Below are 18089 nucleotides of genomic sequence, written 5' to 3' on the forward strand. Positions count from 1 at the left end.
TATGAAAAAAACACATACAATTTTTGCAGTAAGCACCGTATTAACGCTTTTAAATTCGACAGCGAGTTATGCAATCACTGCCTCACCAGAAAGCTGGTGGGTGGGCATGCAGAACGAATCGTTACAAGTTATGCTTCACGAGGGCAACATTGCGAAACAAACTTGGCAGATGTTGCCTTACAAAGGCGTTGAGTTTAAAGGGGTTACAACAACGAATAATGCTAACTACGCATTTCTGAATTTAAACATCAGCGATAATGCAAAAGCAGGTGAACTTAGCTTTAAAGCGTCGGATGGAACTGTCTTTACATATCGGTTAAATACCCGCAATAAAAACAGTGCAAAGCGCCCAGGATTTACAAATAAAGACACACTGTACTTAATAAATCCTGACCGATTTGTTAACGGTGATCCAACGAACGATAGTATTGCTTCAATGCAAGAGGCAGCAAACCCTGAGTTTAAGGGCGGGCGCCATGGCGGTGATATTCAAGGTGTGATTAATAGTCTTGAATACCTAGAAAATTTAGGCGTCACTCAACTTTGGCTAACACCTGTACTTGAAAATAATATGCCAAGTTACTCTTATCATGGGTATGCAATCACAGATTTTTACAAGGTCGACCCGCGTATGGGCAGTAATGAGCTCTATAAAACGCTATCAGTGAAAGCAAAAGAGCATGGTATCGGTTTAGTGATGGACATGGTTCTTAATCACTTTGGTTCATCGCACCAGTGGATGTCTGATATGCCAACAGCTGATTGGGTTAACTTTGATGGTCAGTTTGAAAAAGGTAAAAATGCCACAACGCATGCCCGTCAAACAATTCAAGACCCACATGCGAGCCAATACGATAAGCGCCAATTTAATGATGGTTGGTTTGTTGAGTCGATGCCTGATTTAAATCAGCGTCAACCGTTATTGTCGACTTACCTTATTCAAAATGCCATTTGGTGGATTGAATACGCTAACTTGAGCGGCATTCGCGTCGACACGTATTCATACTCAGATAAAGCGTTCTTAGCAGATTGGACTAAAGCGATTATGACCGAATACCCCAATTTTAATATTGTGGGTGAAGAGTGGACAAGTAATCCTGCAATTGCATCGTACTGGCAACGCGGAAAAATAAATCAAGATGGTTATACCTCAGACTTACCCAGTGTCATGGATTTTTCATTGCAAGAGGCGCTAATTAAAGCACTGAATGAACAAGAAAGCTGGAACACGGGCTGGGTCAGGGTATACCAATCACTTGCGAATGATTTTTTATATGCAGATACCGATAATATTTTAGTGTTTGCCGACAATCACGATATGAGCCGTGTCTATACAGAGCTGGGTCAAAATCTAGCTAAAACAAAATTGGCAATGACATTACTGTTGACTACACGCGGAATTCCACAAATTTATTACGGCACAGAGGTGCTATTAGATAATACCCCAAGTAACGACCATGGCGATATTCGAATTGATTTCCCAGGTGGTTTTAGAGCACATACAGTCAATGCCTTTACCGGTGAAGGACTCTCTAAAGACCAAAAAGACATGTTAAGCACAATGCAAACATTGCTGAAGCTGCGCAAAGAAAAGCCCGCGCTTAGTGAAGGGAGTTTAATGCATTTTTCACCTAAGCAAGGTGTTTACAGCTATGTGCGCGAGCACAATGGTGAAAAAGTTGTGGTGTTATTGAATAAAAACCAACATGACCTTGAGTGGGATGTCAGTTATATGCAAGAAGTACTTAAAAACACTCAAACGGGGGTCGACTTAATGAGCAACGAATCTGTTACTTTAACTGTGCCTATTCGCTTAAAAGCCATGCAAGCACGCTTAATTGAACTTGAATAATTGTGAGTTTTAGGGTGAATACGTATGCATTTACTGTCCGTGAGTAGCCCTTAACATTAGTATTAACTGATATTTACAGAATAATGAAGTAGTGATGACAACATATAAATTAACTGCATTAGTCGTGGCTTCTATTTTAGGTTTAGCAGCCTGTGGTAATGAAGCAACAACACAACAGCACACACAAAAACAGCAAACACATGCAACAGTGTCGAAGCCCGTCGTATATCAGGTGTTTACCCGCTTATTTGGTAATACCAACACCACAAATAAACCATGGGGGACGCTTGAAGAAAATGGAGTGGGTAAATTTGCTGATTTTGATGACGCAGCATTAAAGGGAATAAAAGAGCTTGGTACTACCCACATTTGGTACACTGGCGTACCACGTCATGCGTTAGTGACTGACTATACACACTATGGCTTATCGCAAGATGATCCTGACGTTGTAAAAGGCCGAGCAGGTTCACCTTATGCTGTTAAAGACTATTATGATGTAAACCCTGACTTAGCGATAAACCCTGAACGTCGGCTAGAAGAGTTTGTAGAGCTTATCGAACGTACGCATCAACATGGCATGAAAGTCATCATCGATATTGTGCCTAATCATGTGGCGCGTAATTATGACTCAGTAGCAAAACCAAAAGGAATTAAAGACTTTGGTGCTGAAGACGATACAACACAAGCTTACGTACGTGATAACAACTTTTACTATGTCACAGGTCAATCATTCCAAGTACCTACAAGTGAAGATTACCAAGTTTTAGGTGGGCAGCCACACCCACTTGCTGATAATCACTTTGATGAAACGCCCGCTAAATGGACAGGTAATGGAGCTCGCGAAGCAAAACCAGATATTAATGATTGGTACGAAACAGTAAAAATTAACTACGGTGTTAAGCCTGACGGCAGTTATGATTTTCCAACGTTGCCAGCTGATTATGCGAGTAAAGACTACCGCGCTCACTATGCATTCTGGCAAGACAAAGACTTACCAAACAGCTGGTATAAATTCCGTGATATCGCGCTTTACTGGTTAGATAAAGGCGTGGATGGTTTTCGCTATGATATGGCCGAAATGGTGCCAGTGGAGTTTTGGAGTTTTTTAAATTCATCTATCAAAATGCAAAAAGCGGATGCGTTTATTTTAGCTGAAGTATACAACCCAAGCCTTTATCGTCCTTATATTCAGCAAGGCAAGATGGACTACCTTTACGACAAAGTTGGTTTTTACGATACCGTTAAAGCTGTTATGCAAGGTAAGCAACCTGCCACTAGTATTTTTGATATCCAAAGCGAAGTGGCCGATATTGAAGAGCACATGCTGCACTTTTTAGAAAACCATGATGAGCAACGTATTGCTAGTCCTGATTTTGCGGGTAGCAGCGAAAAAGGGAAGCCAGCTATGGTGGTATCAACACTGATGACTCGCTCGCCGACATTACTGTATTTTGGCCAAGCAGTGGGTGAAGATGGCTCTGAAGACGCTGGATTTGGCGACCCAACCCGTACCAGTATTTTTGATTACGTGGGTGTGCCAGCGCATCAAGCATGGATGAATGATGGAAAGTTTGATGGTGGGGCATTAACGAAAGAACAAGCAGAACTGCGGGCCTATTACACAAAACTAATGTCACTTAATACGTTACCTGCCATTGTGGGCGGTGACATGCAAGCAGTTGAGCTAACTGGTTCAGAGCAAGTAATAGCCTTTACCCGCAAGCTAGGTCAGCAATTGGTGTTGGTAGTGAGTAACTTCTCACAAGCGTCTCAAACTGTGTCATTTACACTTAATGCAACGCAACTCCCCACGCTTAATCACACGTCACTTACCCTTACCGATAACTTAGAAAGTCATGCCGACATTGTTATTTCTGACCTAACAAAACAGGCGCCCATTCAATTAAAACTGAACGGCTTAAGCAGCGCAGTATATACCCTAAAGGCTGATTATGAATAATAACAAACCAACGCTAAGCTTCTGGCAAATATGGAACATGTGTTTTGGGTTCCTCGGTATCCAATTTGGTTTTGCATTACAAAATGGTAATGTGAGCCGCATTTTTCAAACCCTTGGCGCGAATGTTGATGACATCCCTATTTTGTGGGTTGCCGCACCGCTAACAGGCTTAATTGTTCAACCTATTATTGGCTACTGGAGCGACAAAACATGGAATAAACTAGGCCGTCGTCGTCCATTCTTTTTCTACGGTGCAATTTTAACAACGTTATCGTTATTTATTATGCCAAATTCGCCCAGCCTGTGGATTGCTGCGGGGATGCTATGGATTATGGATGCCTCTATTAATGTCACTATGGAGCCTTTCCGTGCGCTGGTAAGCGACAACCTACCTAAGAAGCAACGTGCAACTGGTTATGCCATGCAAAGCTTTTTTATAGGGATTGGTGCGGTTGTTGCCTCTGCTTTACCGTGGATGATGACAAACTGGTTTGATATTGCTAACACTGCACCTGCGGGTCAAATTCCTGATTCGGTAAAGTTTTCATTTTACTTTGGTGCAGTTGTACTTCTTGTTGCCGTTTTTTGGACCATATTTACCACCAAAGAATATTCACCAGAACAGCTTGAAAGCTTTAATGAACAAGAACACAGCGACGCACAGAACGCCACTCACAGTAATGTAAATTTTAATAAAGGTGCGGTTATTTTTACTCTGCTTGGTATCGTGGTGCTGGGCATTGTTACGGGGTTATCACTTGAAAAAGAGCTTTATTTATTAGCGGGTGGTTTAATTAGTTTTGGTGTTATTCAATTCATTGCGGGAGCGTTAAAAGCTAAAAATGCAACCTCTGGTGGCTTTTATCAAGTAGTAAATGATGTATTCACAATGCCTGAGGCAATGAAGCAACTGGCTTTAGTGCAATTTTTTAGCTGGTTTTCACTGTTTGCTATGTGGATTTATACAACCTCAGCGGTAACCAGTTTTCATTACGGCAGTAGTGACACAGGCTCACTGGCTTATAACAACGGAGCCGATTGGGTTGGGGTTTTGTTTGCAGCGTACAACGGGTTTGCAGCCATTGCAGCATTATGTATCCCGGTCATCGTTAAGAAGTGTGGTTTAAAACTGGCGCATGCAATCAATCTAGTGCTGGGGGCCTTGGGACTTGCCAGCTTTATCTTTATTAAAGACCCCAGTCTACTTATTTGGCCCATGATAGGAGTAGGCTTTGCATGGGCATCTATTTTATCACTGCCGTATGCCATGTTAAGCACCTCTGTACCCACTAAAAAAATGGGGGTATACATGGGGATTTTCAACTTTTTTATCGTTATCCCACAGTTACTTGCGGCGAGTGTTTTAGGCTTGATTTTACGCCACTTCTTCGATAACCAACCCATTTATGCGTTAGTGCTAGGTGCTGTGTCGCTCGTACTGGCAGCGTTCGCTGTACTTCGCGTTAAGCAACAATAATAAGGACACACAATGAAAAAAATTAATCTTATTACGGCAAGTTTTATTGCTTTAGGTTTAACGGCTTGTAGCTCTGAGCAATCTGTATCAACAACAGCGTTAACGCAGATTTCAGCCCCGGGCGCGCCCGGTGTTGAGCCATTTTGGGCTTATTCAGGTAAAACAGGTATTGGCACATCCTATGAGCAATATAAAGCGGGTCATTATGATGATTCAGCTGCGACTGGTAAAGTGTCAAAAGTGTGGTTTTCAATTGCCAAAGGCATGATCACTGAAACCATGTTTGGTCTTATTCACCAAGCACAAATTAAAGATATGCAATTTGTTGTGGTAGGCAAAGATTTTACTGTGACAGAAAATGATGATCTTGATGTCAGCATTGATTATCTATACAAAGATGAAGCTGGTCGGCCACTTTCACTTGCCTATAAAGTGGTAAGCAAAGATAAGCAAGGTCGTTTCTCTTTAGAAAAGCATATTTTCACTGATCCAAACGGCCAAACTCTGTTTGTACGCAGCGTATTTAATACCGATTTAGAAGGCGTTAAAGCCTATGTGAATGTGAACCCTTATATTGATAATAACGGCCTAGACGATTTTGCTAAAGTAACTGATAAAGGCTTGGTTGCATGGCAAGACGATAATTTCTTATCACTGCAAGCTACTCAGCCATTCAAGCAGGCAACGGTTGGTTTTACGGGGATAAGCGATGGTTTAAAAGAACTTAAAAAGTCGCAATCACTTGGCACAACGTACCAAAATACCGGTGAGCAATCGGGTAACGTTAGTTTACTTGCTGAACTGGGTGATATTTCAACTAATACAACATTCGATTTAGCACTAAGCTTTGGTCAATCAGAAGCTGCGAGCCTAAAAGAAGGTCAAGCAAGCTTAAGTCAAGGTTACCAAAAGTTACTAGATGCCTATAACGGTAAAGGTGATGCGATTGGTTGGCAAGATTACTTAGCAAGCCTTGAGCCCCTTAGTACATTAACTAGCAGTACCGCTGATAATGGCAAACTACTTTATACAAGTGCCATGGTATTAAAGGCGCAAGAAGATAAAACGCATGCGGGGGCACTAATTGCGTCGTTATCAAACCCATGGGGTGAAACGGTCTCAGCTAAAACAGGTTCTACAGGCTATAAAGCAGTCTGGGTACGTGACTTTTATCAGGTGGCTATGGCGTTTATGGCCATGGGCGATACTAAAACAGCTAAGACAGCCTTTGAATATTTAGAAAAAGTACAAGTTACCGCTCGTACTCCTGGTAACGGGGGAGACACTGGTTGGTTCTTACAAAAAACACACGTTGATGGTGAACTTGAATGGGTTGGTGTGCAACTTGACCAAACGGCTATGCCAATTATGCTTGCATGGAAACTTCATCAAGCCGACGTACTTAGCGACCAAGAGTTAACACAGTGGTATGGCAAAATGCTCAAACCAGCGGCTGACTTTTTGGTAGATGGTGGCCTTGCAAAGATTCTGTGGAATGATACACAAATCACCCCACCCGCAACGCAGCAAGAGCGCTGGGAAGAACAAAACGGTTACTCTCCTTCTACGACTGCTGCTGTTGTAGCGGGCCTAGTTACTGCTGCTGATATTGCCAGAAAAGCAGGTGATACTAAAAACGCAGTGCGTTACTTAGAAACCGCTAAGCAATACAATAGTGAAATCGAAAGCACCATGTTTACCACGCAAGGTAACCTAAAATCAGACAATGCCGATGGAGAATATTTCATTCGCATTGGCCAAGATAAAGATCCAAACTCATCGACCACGCTTAATGCGAATAATGGTCGTGATGGCTTCGACAAAAAGCAAATTCTGGACGGAGGATTTTTAGAGCTGGTTCGCTACGGTGTTCGTGATGCGCTTGCACCAAGCATTGTAAAAACGCTTCCAGAATATGATGACGAAAGCTTAATTGATAACCTACAAGTGCGCTATACCTTTAACTTTGCTGATGGCTCAGGGTCATTCCCAGGCTACCGTCGTTATGGTAATGATGGTTACGGCGAAGACGAAGTTACGGGCAATAACTACGCAGAAGGGGGGAATAATACCCCAGGTCAGCGTGGGCGAGTATGGCCGTTTTTCACGGGTGAACGCGGTCACTATGAAATTGCCGCAGCAAATGCCAGCAATAGCTTAAATGCGATGAAACAAAACACGATCAAAAACACGTATGTAAAAGGCATGGAAGCATTTGCTAATGAAGGCATGATGCTACCTGAGCAAGTGTGGGATGGTGTTGGTAACAATAAAGCTGGCTATGTGTTAGGCGAGGGGACGAACTCAGCGACACCACTTGCGTGGACGCATGCAGAGTACATTAAATTACTTCGCTCTTTAAGCGATAAACATGTGTGGGATCATTACCCTGTTGTCGAAGATGCTTTGAAGTAAATTGAGCATTTAAATATTAAAATTAAACCGCTGAGCTTTAACCCTCAGCGGTTTTTTTATTTATCAGTTCAGCAAAATGATTGTGTCTGATTGTGCCTTATAAACCTGCTTTTTTTGCTCGCGCTGCGTGCAACTTTTTGTAGCTGTCGATTAAACGCTGATGTCTGTCTAAGCCTTCAAGTTTCATACTTGTTTCGGTTAAACCATAAAACATAACATCCCCATTAATCGAGCCAACCACGGCGTCCATGGTTTCTTGACCAAACATACGCGTAAAGTTGTGAATGTAATCTTCAATTTCTAGGTCATCGCTAAGCGCAACTTCCAGTGTTGCATGCATCGCTTGATAAAATAGACCTCGTTCAACAAGGGTATTGTCGTTGTATTGTAAAAAGGCTTCAACTAGCTCCATAGCGGCTTCTAAATCACCCAATGCTAGGTAAATTAATAACTTAAGCTCAAGAATTGTTAATTGACCCCATACCGTGTTTTCGTCAAATTCGATACCAATTAGCGTAATGATATCGATATAGTTATCTAACTCACTTTCTTCTAATCGCTCAACTAAATCAGCCAGTTGATCTTCAGTTAGACGGTGCAGATTTAAAATATCTTCACGGAAATTTAAGGCTTTATTAGTGTTATCCCAAATCAAATCTTCGACTGGGTAAACTTCAGAATAATCAGGGACTAATATACGACACGCAGTACCAAGATCTGAGAACTCTGCAATGTAGGCTTCTTTACCTAAGCGTTCTAAAATACCGAATAAGCTTGCGGTTTCTTCTTCGTTTGTGCCTGAGAAATCCCACTCCACAAACTCAAAATCATGCTTCGCACTAAAGAAGCGCCATGAAATAACCCCTGTTGAGTCAATAAAGTGCTCAACAAAATTTTCTGGCTCCGACACGGCCATGCTATTAAAGGTCGGTTTAGGAACATCGTTTAAGCCCTCAAAGCTTCTACCTTGTAACAGCTCTGTAAGGCTGCGCTCTAATGCGACTTCAAAACTTGGGTGCGCGCCAAACGAGGCAAATACACCGCCTGTTTTTGGGTTCATTAGCGTGACACACATAACCGGAAATTGACCACCCAGTGATGCGTCTTTAACAACAACAGGAAAGCCTTGTTCTTCAAGGCCTTTAATGCCAGCAACAATGCTTGGGTATTTATTTAAGACTGCGTCAGGTACATCTGGAAGAGCAATTTCTTGCTCAATTATTTGGCGTTTAACGGCCCGTTCAAAAATCTCTGACAAACACTGTACTTTTGCTTCTGCAAAGTTATTACCCGCGCTCATACCATTGCTTAAGAATAAATTTTCAATCAAGTTTGATGGAAAATAAACGGTTTCACCATCTGAATGGCGCACATAAGGAATAGAGCAAATTCCGCGCGCTGTGTTACCTGAATTAGTATCAATTAGGTGAGAGCCACATAATTCGCCATCGGGGTTATAAATGTCGCGCGTGTAGTCGTCTAATATACCTTCAGGCAGGGAGTCATCGTCGGTTAGGCTGAACCATTTTTCATTTGGGTAATGAACAAATGCACTGTTTGCTATTTCTTCACCTAAAAATTGATCATTATAGAAGAAGTTACAATTTAAACGTTCTATAAACTCACCAAGCGCAGAGCACAGTGCGCTTTCTTTGGTTGCGCCTTTACCATTGGTAAAACACATAGGCGATGCGGCGTCACGAATATGCAACGACCATACATTTGGCACAATATTGCGCCAAGATGAAATTTCTATTTTCATCCCTAAGTCTTCGAGTATCGCGGTCATATTCGCGATGGTTTCTTCAAGCGGTAAGTCTTTGCCTAAAATAAAGGTGTTATGATCTTCATCAGGTTTTGCCATTAACATTGCTTGCGCATCGGCTTCAATGTTTTCTACGGTATCAATTTTAAATTCAGGGCCTGTCTGAATAACACGTTTTACTGTACAACGCTCTACTGAGCGCAAAATACCCGTGCGATCTTTTTCGGATAGGTGCTCTGGTAATTCGACTTGAATTTGAAATATTTGATTGTAACGATCCTCAGGATCAACAATATTATTTTGTGCAACACGAATACCATCCGTCGAGATATCACGAGAGTTACAATACACTTTAATAAAATAAGCGGCGCACAGTGCAGAAGACGCTAAGAAATAGTCAAAAGGACTTGGTGCTGAACCATCGCCTTTATAGCGTATAGGTTGATCTGCGATGACAGAGAAGTCATCAAACTTGGCTTCAAGTCTGAGGTTGTCGAGAAAATTAACTTTAATTTCCATTAAAAAATTCCACCTTAGTGCGCTTAGCTACTACAAACTTTAAATGCTTGCTGATAGCGTTTTCATCATAATAGGTGTAATTATCTGCTTTTTCGCGGTAATAGTCTTGGGTAAATCGAAAAAAAAGCCATTTTAATGGTGGTTGAATTGTCAGTGAATGAAAATGGCTAGAGATTGACTCGCTTAAGAGCCCTTATCTAGCGATTTAAATACTTGAACCTCGAATGATTAAACGCGGCGGGAGTAGGGTGTTCTCAACCGGTTCACCTCGAATTAGTTTTAAAAGGTTATCAACTAACATTTGCCCTGCGAGTGTGGTGTCTTGCTGTACTGTTGTAAGCGGTGGATTAACAAAACTTGCAACAGCAATATTATCAAACCCTACAACATGAACATCGTCGGGCACGTTGATTTTTGCTTCTTTTAAAGCCCGAATAGCACCAATAGCAATTAAGTCACTCGCAGCAAACAGCGAGTTAAAGCGAATATTATTAGCAATCAGTGAACGAGTGGCATGGTAACCTGACTCTTCTGTAGAAATTGCATTGGCCATTTTTCGTTCGCTAAGAGTAATCCCTTTTGCCAAAAAGGCATCTTTAAAACCGTGGTAGCGAGCAAAAAATTCAGGGCTATGGTCTGATGCATCACCTATAAAAGCACAATCGGTGCGACCGGTTGCCAGTAAATGCTGCGCCGCCATTTTTCCGCCACCATAATTATCACAGCTAACCGTTAAGTCAGGGCGGTTATCTACACTGGCTCCCCAACAAACAAACTTGGTGTTTTGCTCAATTAAGGTTCTAAACTTGGGTTGATAGTCTAAGTAGTCGCCATAGCCAAGTAATATAAGGCCATCAGCGCGGTGACTATCTTCATAGTCGGCTTGCCAATCAGAGCTACTTGACTGAAAGGAAACCAATAAATCGTAGCCTTCTTTTGCGCAAGCACGCGTAATACTGCCAAGCATGGCCAAAAAGAAAGGATTTATTTGTGACTCATCCGATGTAGGATCTTCAAAGAGTAACAGCGCGAGGGTGCTGCTTTGTTGCGTGCGCAAGTTACTGGCATTTTTATCTACTTTATAATTAAGCTGTTTTGCGACCTCGTGAACTCGTCGACGTGTTTCTTCGTTGACCAGCGGACTATTTCTGAGTGCGCGAGACACGGTTGACTGAGACACACCTGCATAGTGTGCAATGTCAAATGATGTAGCCTTACCTTTCATATGGTTACCAAGTTACAGTGTCAGTGAGTGCCATTTTCGGCTATTTATTATTTTTTTCAAGCAATTTGTGATGAGTCACACAGCAAAGCGAAATACGTTAATAAGCAAGCATTTATTTTACTTTTTATCCATACCTACACTGTCATTTTAGTGAATAAATACGTATGCATGGGTAAATAATGAAAATTTTTATTGATTCAAAGCTGACACCGGTGTCATAATGTCACTGTTTTATCATTTTGTTGTCAAAACGTATTTGGCTGCCCATTTATTTGGGCAGCATTTTTTTAATACTAAAGATAGCTGCTTTGAGAGGATAGCTCAAAGTATTATCAAATACAGTGGCTAGGCCATTGAAAAATATAAGAATAAGCGGCAAAAAGCTTAGACAAATAGAGAAAACAACATGAACACACAGCCTAACACAGAATTTGATCCCATTCTCGTTGCCGATATTGGTGGCACTAATGCGCGTTTTGCCTTAATCACAGACTTTAACGAACAAACAAATCAATTCGTTATCGAGCAAAATCTTAAATTTCCAAGCGCAGATTTTGGTTCACTTGAAAGCGCCATATCACATTATTTTAATCATATTTCGTATGCAAAACCGTCGCGAGCATGTTTAGCCGTTGCGGGTCCAATTAAAGCTGGACAAGTACACCTTACTAACTTAGGTTGGCACTTTAGTGTTGCCGACCTTAAAAATGAATTTGCTTTTACGCAATTAGAAGTCATTAATGACTTTGCTGCTTTTGCGTATGCTGCACCTTATTTAGATGATTCAAAAAATGTTGCAGTGAAAGCTGGACAAGCTGATGACAATGCAAATATTGCTGTCATGGGACCCGGTACGGGTTTTGGTGCTGCTTGTTTAGTGAGAACGTCGCAGGGCAGTGCTGTATTAAGCTGTGAAGCAGGGCACATTACGCTTGCGGCAGTGACCGAACTTGACCGTGAGTTAATTAAAGAGCTTAAAAAGCAATTAAACCATGTATCTGTAGAAACTGTTTTCTCAGGTCCAGGCATTGCCCATTTATATCGCGCAATGGCCGCTGTTAAAGGTATTGAAGCTAAAAACCTTGATGCGGCGCAAATAAGCGAGCTGGCAAGCACAGGCCAGTGCGAAGTATGCGAAGCCACACTTAACCAGTTCTGTGATTGGATTGGCAGTGTTGCGGGTGATCTTTCACTTACATTTGGCGCCTTAGGGGGTGTATTTATTGGTGGTGGGATTTTACCTCGTATGCAACAACGGTTATTATCTAGTCGATTTGTTGAGCGTTTTGCTGATAAAGGTATTATGTCGCAATATACGTCGCAAATCCCTGTTACGCTTGTAACACAAGACAACATTCCACTGGTTGGTGCTGCTGCGTGTTTACATGTAAATAGTAACGCGTAACCAAGGAGTGTCGTTGGATGAGTATCGGATGAAAAAAGTAACCATTAATAGTGTCGCCAGCTACGCCGGTGTTTCTAAAAAAACAGTGTCTCGTGTGCTCAATAATGAGCCAAACGTGAGTGATGCTACACGCGAAAAAGTACTAAAAGTATTTAAAGAGCTTGATTACACACCAAACCCTATCGCACGAGGGTTAGCGCAGAACCGTAGTTTTATTATTGGTTGCTTATACGATAATCCAAGTAAGAGTTATATCACGCGGGTACAAACAGGTGCGTTAGCTGCGTGTCATGAACACAATTATAATTTGTTGATTCACCCGTGTGAATTACGTGGTGAAGAGCTGATCAGTAATATAGAACAGTTACTTCAAACATCACGACTTGACGGGATTGTTCTAACGCCTCCATTTTCAGATTTTGCTGAACTTGTTACATTTTTAAAATCGAAAAAAATTCCGTATGCCCGTGTTGCATCAGCCGTGCTAGAGGATGATTCTATTTCTGTACGCAGTAATGATGAGCAAGGTGCTTTTGAAATAACAGAACATTTAATTAAGCTCGGCCACAAAGAAATTGCGTTTATTAAAGGTCACCCGGATCACAGTGCGACAGAGCAGCGCTTTAAAGGTTATCGTCGCGCACTTGCTACTAATGGCATTGAGTTTAACGAGCGTTTAGTCGAAGAGGGTAACTTTAGTTACCATTCAGGTGTTGATAGTGCGCGCACTATTTTAGATTTAAGCCCACGCCCGACAGCTGTTTTTGCATCAAATGATTACATGGCTGCTGCGGTTCTTAAATTAGCAACACAAATGCAGCTAAAAGTACCCGATGATATCTCGATAGCAGGGTTTGATAATGCCCCCATTGCGCGTCATATTTGGCCTGGTTTAACCACCATTGCTCAACCAGTCGAAGAAATGACACACCAAGCAGTAACACAATTAATTAGCCATATTAGTGAGCCACAGGAGTCACCATATCAAGTGACTTTGGAAGCAAAATTGATTACTCGTGAGTCAACGGCAGCAATTAAATAAATTTCATCTTGTTTTTCACAGTAGCCCGAAATTGAGTGACGCTTTTTCGGGCTTTTTTATTTGATCTATAAACCGTTCATATAAAACATCTAATATATTGTTTATTAATAAGTTAACTCTTATTAGTGTCATCATTCAATAAATCTCTTTCTCATGATTTTGCATGAATTCTATTCATACTAATCTAAAATAGTACTGTTCATTATTTGGTCATTTTAAAAAATTAAACTAAATTTAACAGATAGGGTTGACACCGGTGTCACAGTCATGAGTTAATACAGTGACACCGGTGTCAGGTTGGTTGTGAGAGACAGCCTGTCAGCGTACCTTTGAACGGGTAAATCAAAGATGCTCAGTGCAATTATTTTCGTGGAGTCTTTAATTGTCACTGAGCCTTTATCCTCTAACTATAGAGATGAGTCGAATTTATATGTTGCATCCTCGTATTCAAGAAGTCACCGAACGCGTTATCGAACGCAGTAAAGAGACCCGCCAAGCTTATTTAGAGCGAATCGCGCACGCAAAAAAACAAACAAGAGTCCGTGCCGGTTTAGGTTGTGGTAATATCGCCCATGTTATGGCTGCCTGTAGCAGTGATGACAAAGCTCGTTTAAAAGCAGATGAGCAACCTAATTTAGCGATTATCAATTCTTATAACGACATGCTTTCAGCGCATGTGCCTTACAAAGATTATCCTGAAATCATCAAAAACCTTGCTACCAAGTATGATGCAACCGCTCAAGTTGCTGGTGGCGTACCAGCCATGTGTGACGGTGTTACGCAAGGTCGTGATGGTATGGAATTGTCATTGTTTTCACGCGATGTGATTGCAATGTCTACTGCGGTTTCTTTATCACATGATGTGTTCGACGGTGTTTTCTGTTTAGGTGTGTGTGACAAGATTGTCCCAGGGCTATTAATTGGTGCGTTATCTTTTGGTCACTTACCTACGTATTTCTTGCCAGCAGGGCCAATGCAGTCTGGCATCCCTAACAAAGAAAAAGCCCGTGTTCGTCAAAAGTTTGCTCAAGGTTTGGTTAGTCGTGAAGAGCTTTTAGAAGCTGAAAGCGCGTCATACCACAGTGCAGGTACTTGCACATTCTACGGCACGGCAAACTCTAACCAAATGTTAATGGAAATTATGGGTCTTCACCTTCCAGGTAGCTCATTCATTAACCCTTACACAGAGCTTCGTGATGGTTTAACAGGCCATGCTGTTGAAACAATGTTGAAACAGTTAATTGAAACGAAAGATGCAAACTGTCTAGCCGACGTCGTCAGTGAAAAAACGATCATTAATGGTCTTGTAGGCTTGCTTTCTACAGGTGGCTCTACAAACCACGCGATTCACTTAGTGGCTATTGCTAAAGCGGCAGGTGTGATCCTGACGTGGAAAGACATGTCTGACTTGTCAGAGGTTGTGCCTCTGCTTACACGTATCTACCCGAACGGTTCAGCCGATGTGAACCATTTCCAAGCCGCTGGCGGCATGGGCTTCTTAATGAAGCAGCTATTAAGCAAAGGCTACTTACATAACGATGTAAAAACCATAGTAGGTGATGGCTTAGAGGCCTATACAACTGAGCCAATGCTAGATAAAGATACTTCAGTGATCATGACGGATAGCTCAGGGCCAAGCAAAGTGAAATGGGTTGCATGTCCAGAAAAATCACACGACGAAGAAGTATTACGCCCAATTGATAATCCATTTAGCAAACAAGGTGGCTTACAACTATTAACGGGTAATCTGGGTAAAGCGGTTATTAAAGTATCAGCGGTTGCAGAGTCGCACCAAGTTGTATCTGCACCAGCTAAAGTATTCAGCTCGCAAGGTGAGCTACAAGAAGCGTACAGCCGTGGTGAACTTAACACCGACTTTATTGCTGTTTTAAAAGAGCAAGGGCCAAAAGCAAAAGGGATGCCTGAGCTTCATAAGCTCACACCTGTGATGGCAACGCTACAAGACCAAGGTTACAAAGTGGCTATCGTAACAGACGGCCGTATGTCTGGTGCGTCAGGTAAAGTGCCTGCAGCCATTCACTTAGCACCAGAAGCGGTTGAAGGTGGTGTGATTGCTAAGATTCACGAAGGTGATTTGATAACGCTTGATGCACCAGCGGGTGTATTAAAGGTGCATGTAAGTGATGAAGAATTAGCAAAACGTGAATTACAACTTAGCCAACCGAGCCAAACATACGGTACAGGCCGAGAGTTATTCGCAGGTTTCAGAAATATAGTAAGTAGTGCAGACCTTGGCGCAAGCGCCTTCGGTTTAGAATAATAATACGCCGTTACTGGGCTATGAGGAACATACAATGAGCATTGAGAAAATTTTATCATCGGCACCTGTGGTACCGGTTGTTGTAATCGAAAAACTTGAAGATGCAGCACCGCTAGCACGCGCGCTTTATAACGGCGGCTTAAAAGCATTAGAAATCACCTTGCGCACACCGATTGCGGCAGAGGCAGTAAAGCTAATGAAAGAAGCCGTACCAGAAGCATACGTAGGCACAGGTACTGTGGTTGATAAAGCGACATTTAATGCATCTGTTGAAGCCGGTGCTGACTTTATGGTGAGCCCAGGTGTAAACGACGAATTATTAGCACTGGCTAAAGAGTCTGACATTCCATTTTTACCCGGTGCCGCAACCCCCAGTGAAGTGATGAAGTTAGTAAGCCATGGCTTTAAGTTCTTAAAGTTCTTCCCTGCAGAAGCAGCGGGCGGCACCGCGATGCTCAAATCAATTGGCGGTCCTTTACCGCAAGTGACTTTTTGCCCTACAGGTGGCATTAGCCTTGAAACCGCACCTAACTACCTTGCATTAAGTAATGTTATTTGTGTGGGTGGTACGTGGATGTTAGATAAACAACTTATTGAAAACAAAGACTGGCAAGCCATTGAAGCGCTTGCTCGCCAAGCAAGTGAAGTAAAATAATTAACGGGAGATATTAGAATGATTAATGTTGCAATTAATGGCTATGGACGTATCGGTCGTAACGTATTACGTGCCCTTTATGAGTCAGCTCAAAACAACGAAATCAAAATCGTTGCCATCAACGATTTAGCACCAGCAAATGTTAACGCGCATTTAACGCAATTTGACTCAGTACACGGTCAATTTTCTCAAAAAGTAACACTTGCTGAAAACACCATGTTAATTGGTAACGACGAAATTACCCTAACACAAGAGCGTGATCCTGCCAACTTACCGTGGAAAGCACTAAACGTAGATATCGTTTTAGAATGTACTGGCTTATTCACATCGCGCGAAGCTGCTGCAAAGCACATTGAAGCGGGCGCTAAAAAAGTGATCGTATCTGCACCCGGTACTGATATGGATGCGACGGTTGTTCATGGTGTGAACAGCGACGTATTAAACGCTGACAGCAACATCATCTCAAACGCATCGTGTACAACAAACTGTCTAGCGCCAATTGCAAAAGCAATCAACGACACAGTGGGTATTGAGCAAGGTAGCATGACAACCATTCATGCTTATACAAATGATCAAAATCTATCTGACGTTTATCACCCAGACTTATACCGTGCGCGCAGTGCGACACAGTCAATGATCCCAACGAAAACAGGGGCTGCTAAAGCCGTTGGTTTAGTACTTCCTGAACTTGCGGGTAAACTTGACGGTATGGCAGTGCGTGTACCGACAATTAACGTGTCTTTAGTAGACTTAACATTTGTTGCTAAGCGTGAAACAACAGCCGCTGAAATCAACGAAGTAGTTAAAGCCGCATCAGAAGGTGCAATGCAAGGTATTCTTGAGTACAACGAATTACCGCTTGTTTCTATCGACTTTAACCACAATCCAGCGTCTTCAATATTCGATTCTACGCAAACTAAAGTAGATGGTAAGCTTGTTAAAGTGATGGCTTGGTACGACAATGAGTGGGGTTTCTCAAACCGCATGCTAGACCAAGTTAAAGCGCTAGGTAAGTTCTTATAATAGAACCGTAAAAGTTTAAGCTTTATCCAACAAAGCCACGTTTATCGTGGCTTTTTTGGTTTTTGCTAGAAAAAACATTTTATTCGCAGTATCGTGTTGTTTACCAATATTTCAGGGAAAAATAATGAATAAAGTATTGCCAATACTATGTTTACTCATAGCATCCTGTGGCTCAACCACAACTAATAACTATCCTGACTTTACTCTCCCCAAAGACGTTTTGTTACAAGCAAAAGACGACTTTAGACGTTCTGATGATAAAATTTTATTTTTGTTGATGGTCAATCAAACGGGTGATGTAGTTAAGGTAAGGGTATTGGATAATAAATTACAAAATAAGCAATTTTTGAATATGTTCAAGAAGAATATGTACAACCTTAAATACCCAAAAGCAGATAAAAGTGATCCTGAATTCAGGGAGTTTGTTTTACCATTCGGTGTAAAAACTGAAGTCGAATTCTATGGTTAAA

12 protein-coding genes are annotated in these 18089 nt (G+C 41.8%); 10 read left to right on the forward strand and 2 right to left on the reverse strand.

Annotation, left to right across the window (positions count from 1 at the left end):
* The first annotated feature begins 1 nt into the window (after window position 1).
* The 4 genes from H3302_RS06900 to H3302_RS06915 all read left to right on the forward strand — a co-directional run bounded on the left by H3302_RS06900 (window position 2) and on the right by H3302_RS06915 (window position 7704).
* Window positions 2-1852, forward strand: coding sequence for an alpha-amylase family glycosyl hydrolase (locus H3302_RS06900; protein WP_182396298.1), 1851 nt, complete (start codon window positions 2-4; stop codon window positions 1850-1852).
* Between the two features lie 94 nt (window positions 1853-1946).
* Window positions 1947-3812, forward strand: coding sequence for an alpha-amylase family glycosyl hydrolase (locus tag H3302_RS06905; protein ID WP_075593640.1), 1866 nt, complete (start codon window positions 1947-1949; stop codon window positions 3810-3812).
* Complete coding sequence (locus tag H3302_RS06910) at window positions 3805-5289, forward strand: MFS transporter (RefSeq protein ID WP_180311523.1); 1485 nt, start codon at window positions 3805-3807, stop codon at window positions 5287-5289. The genes H3302_RS06905 and H3302_RS06910 overlap by 8 nt, the downstream gene beginning before the upstream one ends.
* A 12-nt stretch (window positions 5290-5301) precedes the next feature.
* Window positions 5302-7704: a glucan 1,4-alpha-glucosidase gene (locus H3302_RS06915; RefSeq protein ID WP_182396299.1), complete on the forward strand. Its 2403-nt coding sequence runs from the start codon at window positions 5302-5304 to the stop codon at window positions 7702-7704.
* Between the two features lie 97 nt (window positions 7705-7801).
* Here H3302_RS06915 and H3302_RS06920 read toward each other — a convergent pair whose 3' ends face one another.
* A complete protein-coding gene (locus H3302_RS06920; protein ID WP_065979839.1) occupies window positions 7802-9988 on the reverse strand; it encodes an OsmC domain/YcaO domain-containing protein in 2187 nt (728 codons plus the stop codon).
* 205 nt (window positions 9989-10193) lie between these two features.
* On the reverse strand, window positions 10194-11213 hold the full coding sequence (locus tag H3302_RS06925; protein WP_036968830.1) for a LacI family DNA-binding transcriptional regulator: 1020 nt from the start codon (window positions 11211-11213) through the stop codon (window positions 10194-10196).
* A 406-nt stretch (window positions 11214-11619) separates the two neighbouring features.
* On the opposite strand from H3302_RS06925, the gene glk reads away from it, so the two are divergent.
* The 6 genes from glk (at window position 11620) to H3302_RS06955 (ending at window position 18088) form a co-directional block, all read left to right on the forward strand.
* Window positions 11620-12618, forward strand: coding sequence for a glucokinase (glk, locus tag H3302_RS06930; protein WP_036968827.1), 999 nt, complete (start codon window positions 11620-11622; stop codon window positions 12616-12618).
* A gap of 28 nt (window positions 12619-12646) precedes the next feature.
* Window positions 12647-13660, forward strand: a complete 1014-nt coding sequence (locus tag H3302_RS06935) for a LacI family DNA-binding transcriptional regulator (RefSeq protein WP_036968823.1) — start codon at window positions 12647-12649, stop codon at window positions 13658-13660.
* 430 nt (window positions 13661-14090) lie between these two features.
* A complete protein-coding gene (edd, locus tag H3302_RS06940; protein ID WP_065979841.1) occupies window positions 14091-15941 on the forward strand; it encodes a phosphogluconate dehydratase in 1851 nt (616 codons plus the stop codon).
* Window positions 15942-15975: 34 nt separating this feature from the next.
* On the forward strand, window positions 15976-16596 hold the full coding sequence (locus H3302_RS06945) for a bifunctional 4-hydroxy-2-oxoglutarate aldolase/2-dehydro-3-deoxy-phosphogluconate aldolase (protein WP_036968816.1): 621 nt from the start codon (window positions 15976-15978) through the stop codon (window positions 16594-16596).
* A gap of 18 nt (window positions 16597-16614) precedes the next feature.
* Complete coding sequence (gap, locus tag H3302_RS06950) at window positions 16615-17619, forward strand: type I glyceraldehyde-3-phosphate dehydrogenase (protein ID WP_036968813.1); 1005 nt, start codon at window positions 16615-16617, stop codon at window positions 17617-17619.
* Window positions 17620-17743: 124 nt separating this feature from the next.
* Window positions 17744-18088, forward strand: a complete 345-nt coding sequence (locus H3302_RS06955; RefSeq protein ID WP_036968811.1) for a hypothetical protein — start codon at window positions 17744-17746, stop codon at window positions 18086-18088.
* Window position 18089 lies beyond the last annotated feature (1 nt).

The organism is Pseudoalteromonas sp. MT33b, assembly GCF_014117385.1.
GTDB lineage: Bacteria > Pseudomonadota > Gammaproteobacteria > Enterobacterales > Alteromonadaceae > Pseudoalteromonas > Pseudoalteromonas lipolytica.

Bases quoted from the DNA above. Each gene is read 5' to 3' on its own strand.
- glk (WP_036968827.1), top strand. From the start codon at position 11,620: ATGAACACACAGCCTAACACAGAATTTGATCCCATTCTCGTTGCCGAT.
- H3302_RS06935 (WP_036968823.1), top strand. From the start codon at position 12,647: ATGAAAAAAGTAACCATTAATAGTGTCGCCAGCTACGCCGGTGTTTCT.
- H3302_RS06900 (WP_182396298.1), top strand. From the start codon at position 2: ATGAAAAAAACACATACAATTTTTGCAGTAAGCACCGTATTAACGCTT.
- H3302_RS06905 (WP_075593640.1), top strand. From the start codon at position 1,947: ATGACAACATATAAATTAACTGCATTAGTCGTGGCTTCTATTTTAGGT.
- H3302_RS06925 (WP_036968830.1), bottom strand. From the start codon at position 11,213: ATGAAAGGTAAGGCTACATCATTTGACATTGCACACTATGCAGGTGTG.
- H3302_RS06945 (WP_036968816.1), top strand. From the start codon at position 15,976: ATGAGCATTGAGAAAATTTTATCATCGGCACCTGTGGTACCGGTTGTT.
- H3302_RS06955 (WP_036968811.1), top strand. From the start codon at position 17,744: ATGAATAAAGTATTGCCAATACTATGTTTACTCATAGCATCCTGTGGC.
- gap (WP_036968813.1), top strand. From the start codon at position 16,615: ATGATTAATGTTGCAATTAATGGCTATGGACGTATCGGTCGTAACGTA.
- H3302_RS06915 (WP_182396299.1), top strand. From the start codon at position 5,302: ATGAAAAAAATTAATCTTATTACGGCAAGTTTTATTGCTTTAGGTTTA.
- H3302_RS06910 (WP_180311523.1), top strand. From the start codon at position 3,805: ATGAATAATAACAAACCAACGCTAAGCTTCTGGCAAATATGGAACATG.
- H3302_RS06920 (WP_065979839.1), bottom strand. From the start codon at position 9,988: ATGGAAATTAAAGTTAATTTTCTCGACAACCTCAGACTTGAAGCCAAG.
- edd (WP_065979841.1), top strand. From the start codon at position 14,091: ATGTTGCATCCTCGTATTCAAGAAGTCACCGAACGCGTTATCGAACGC.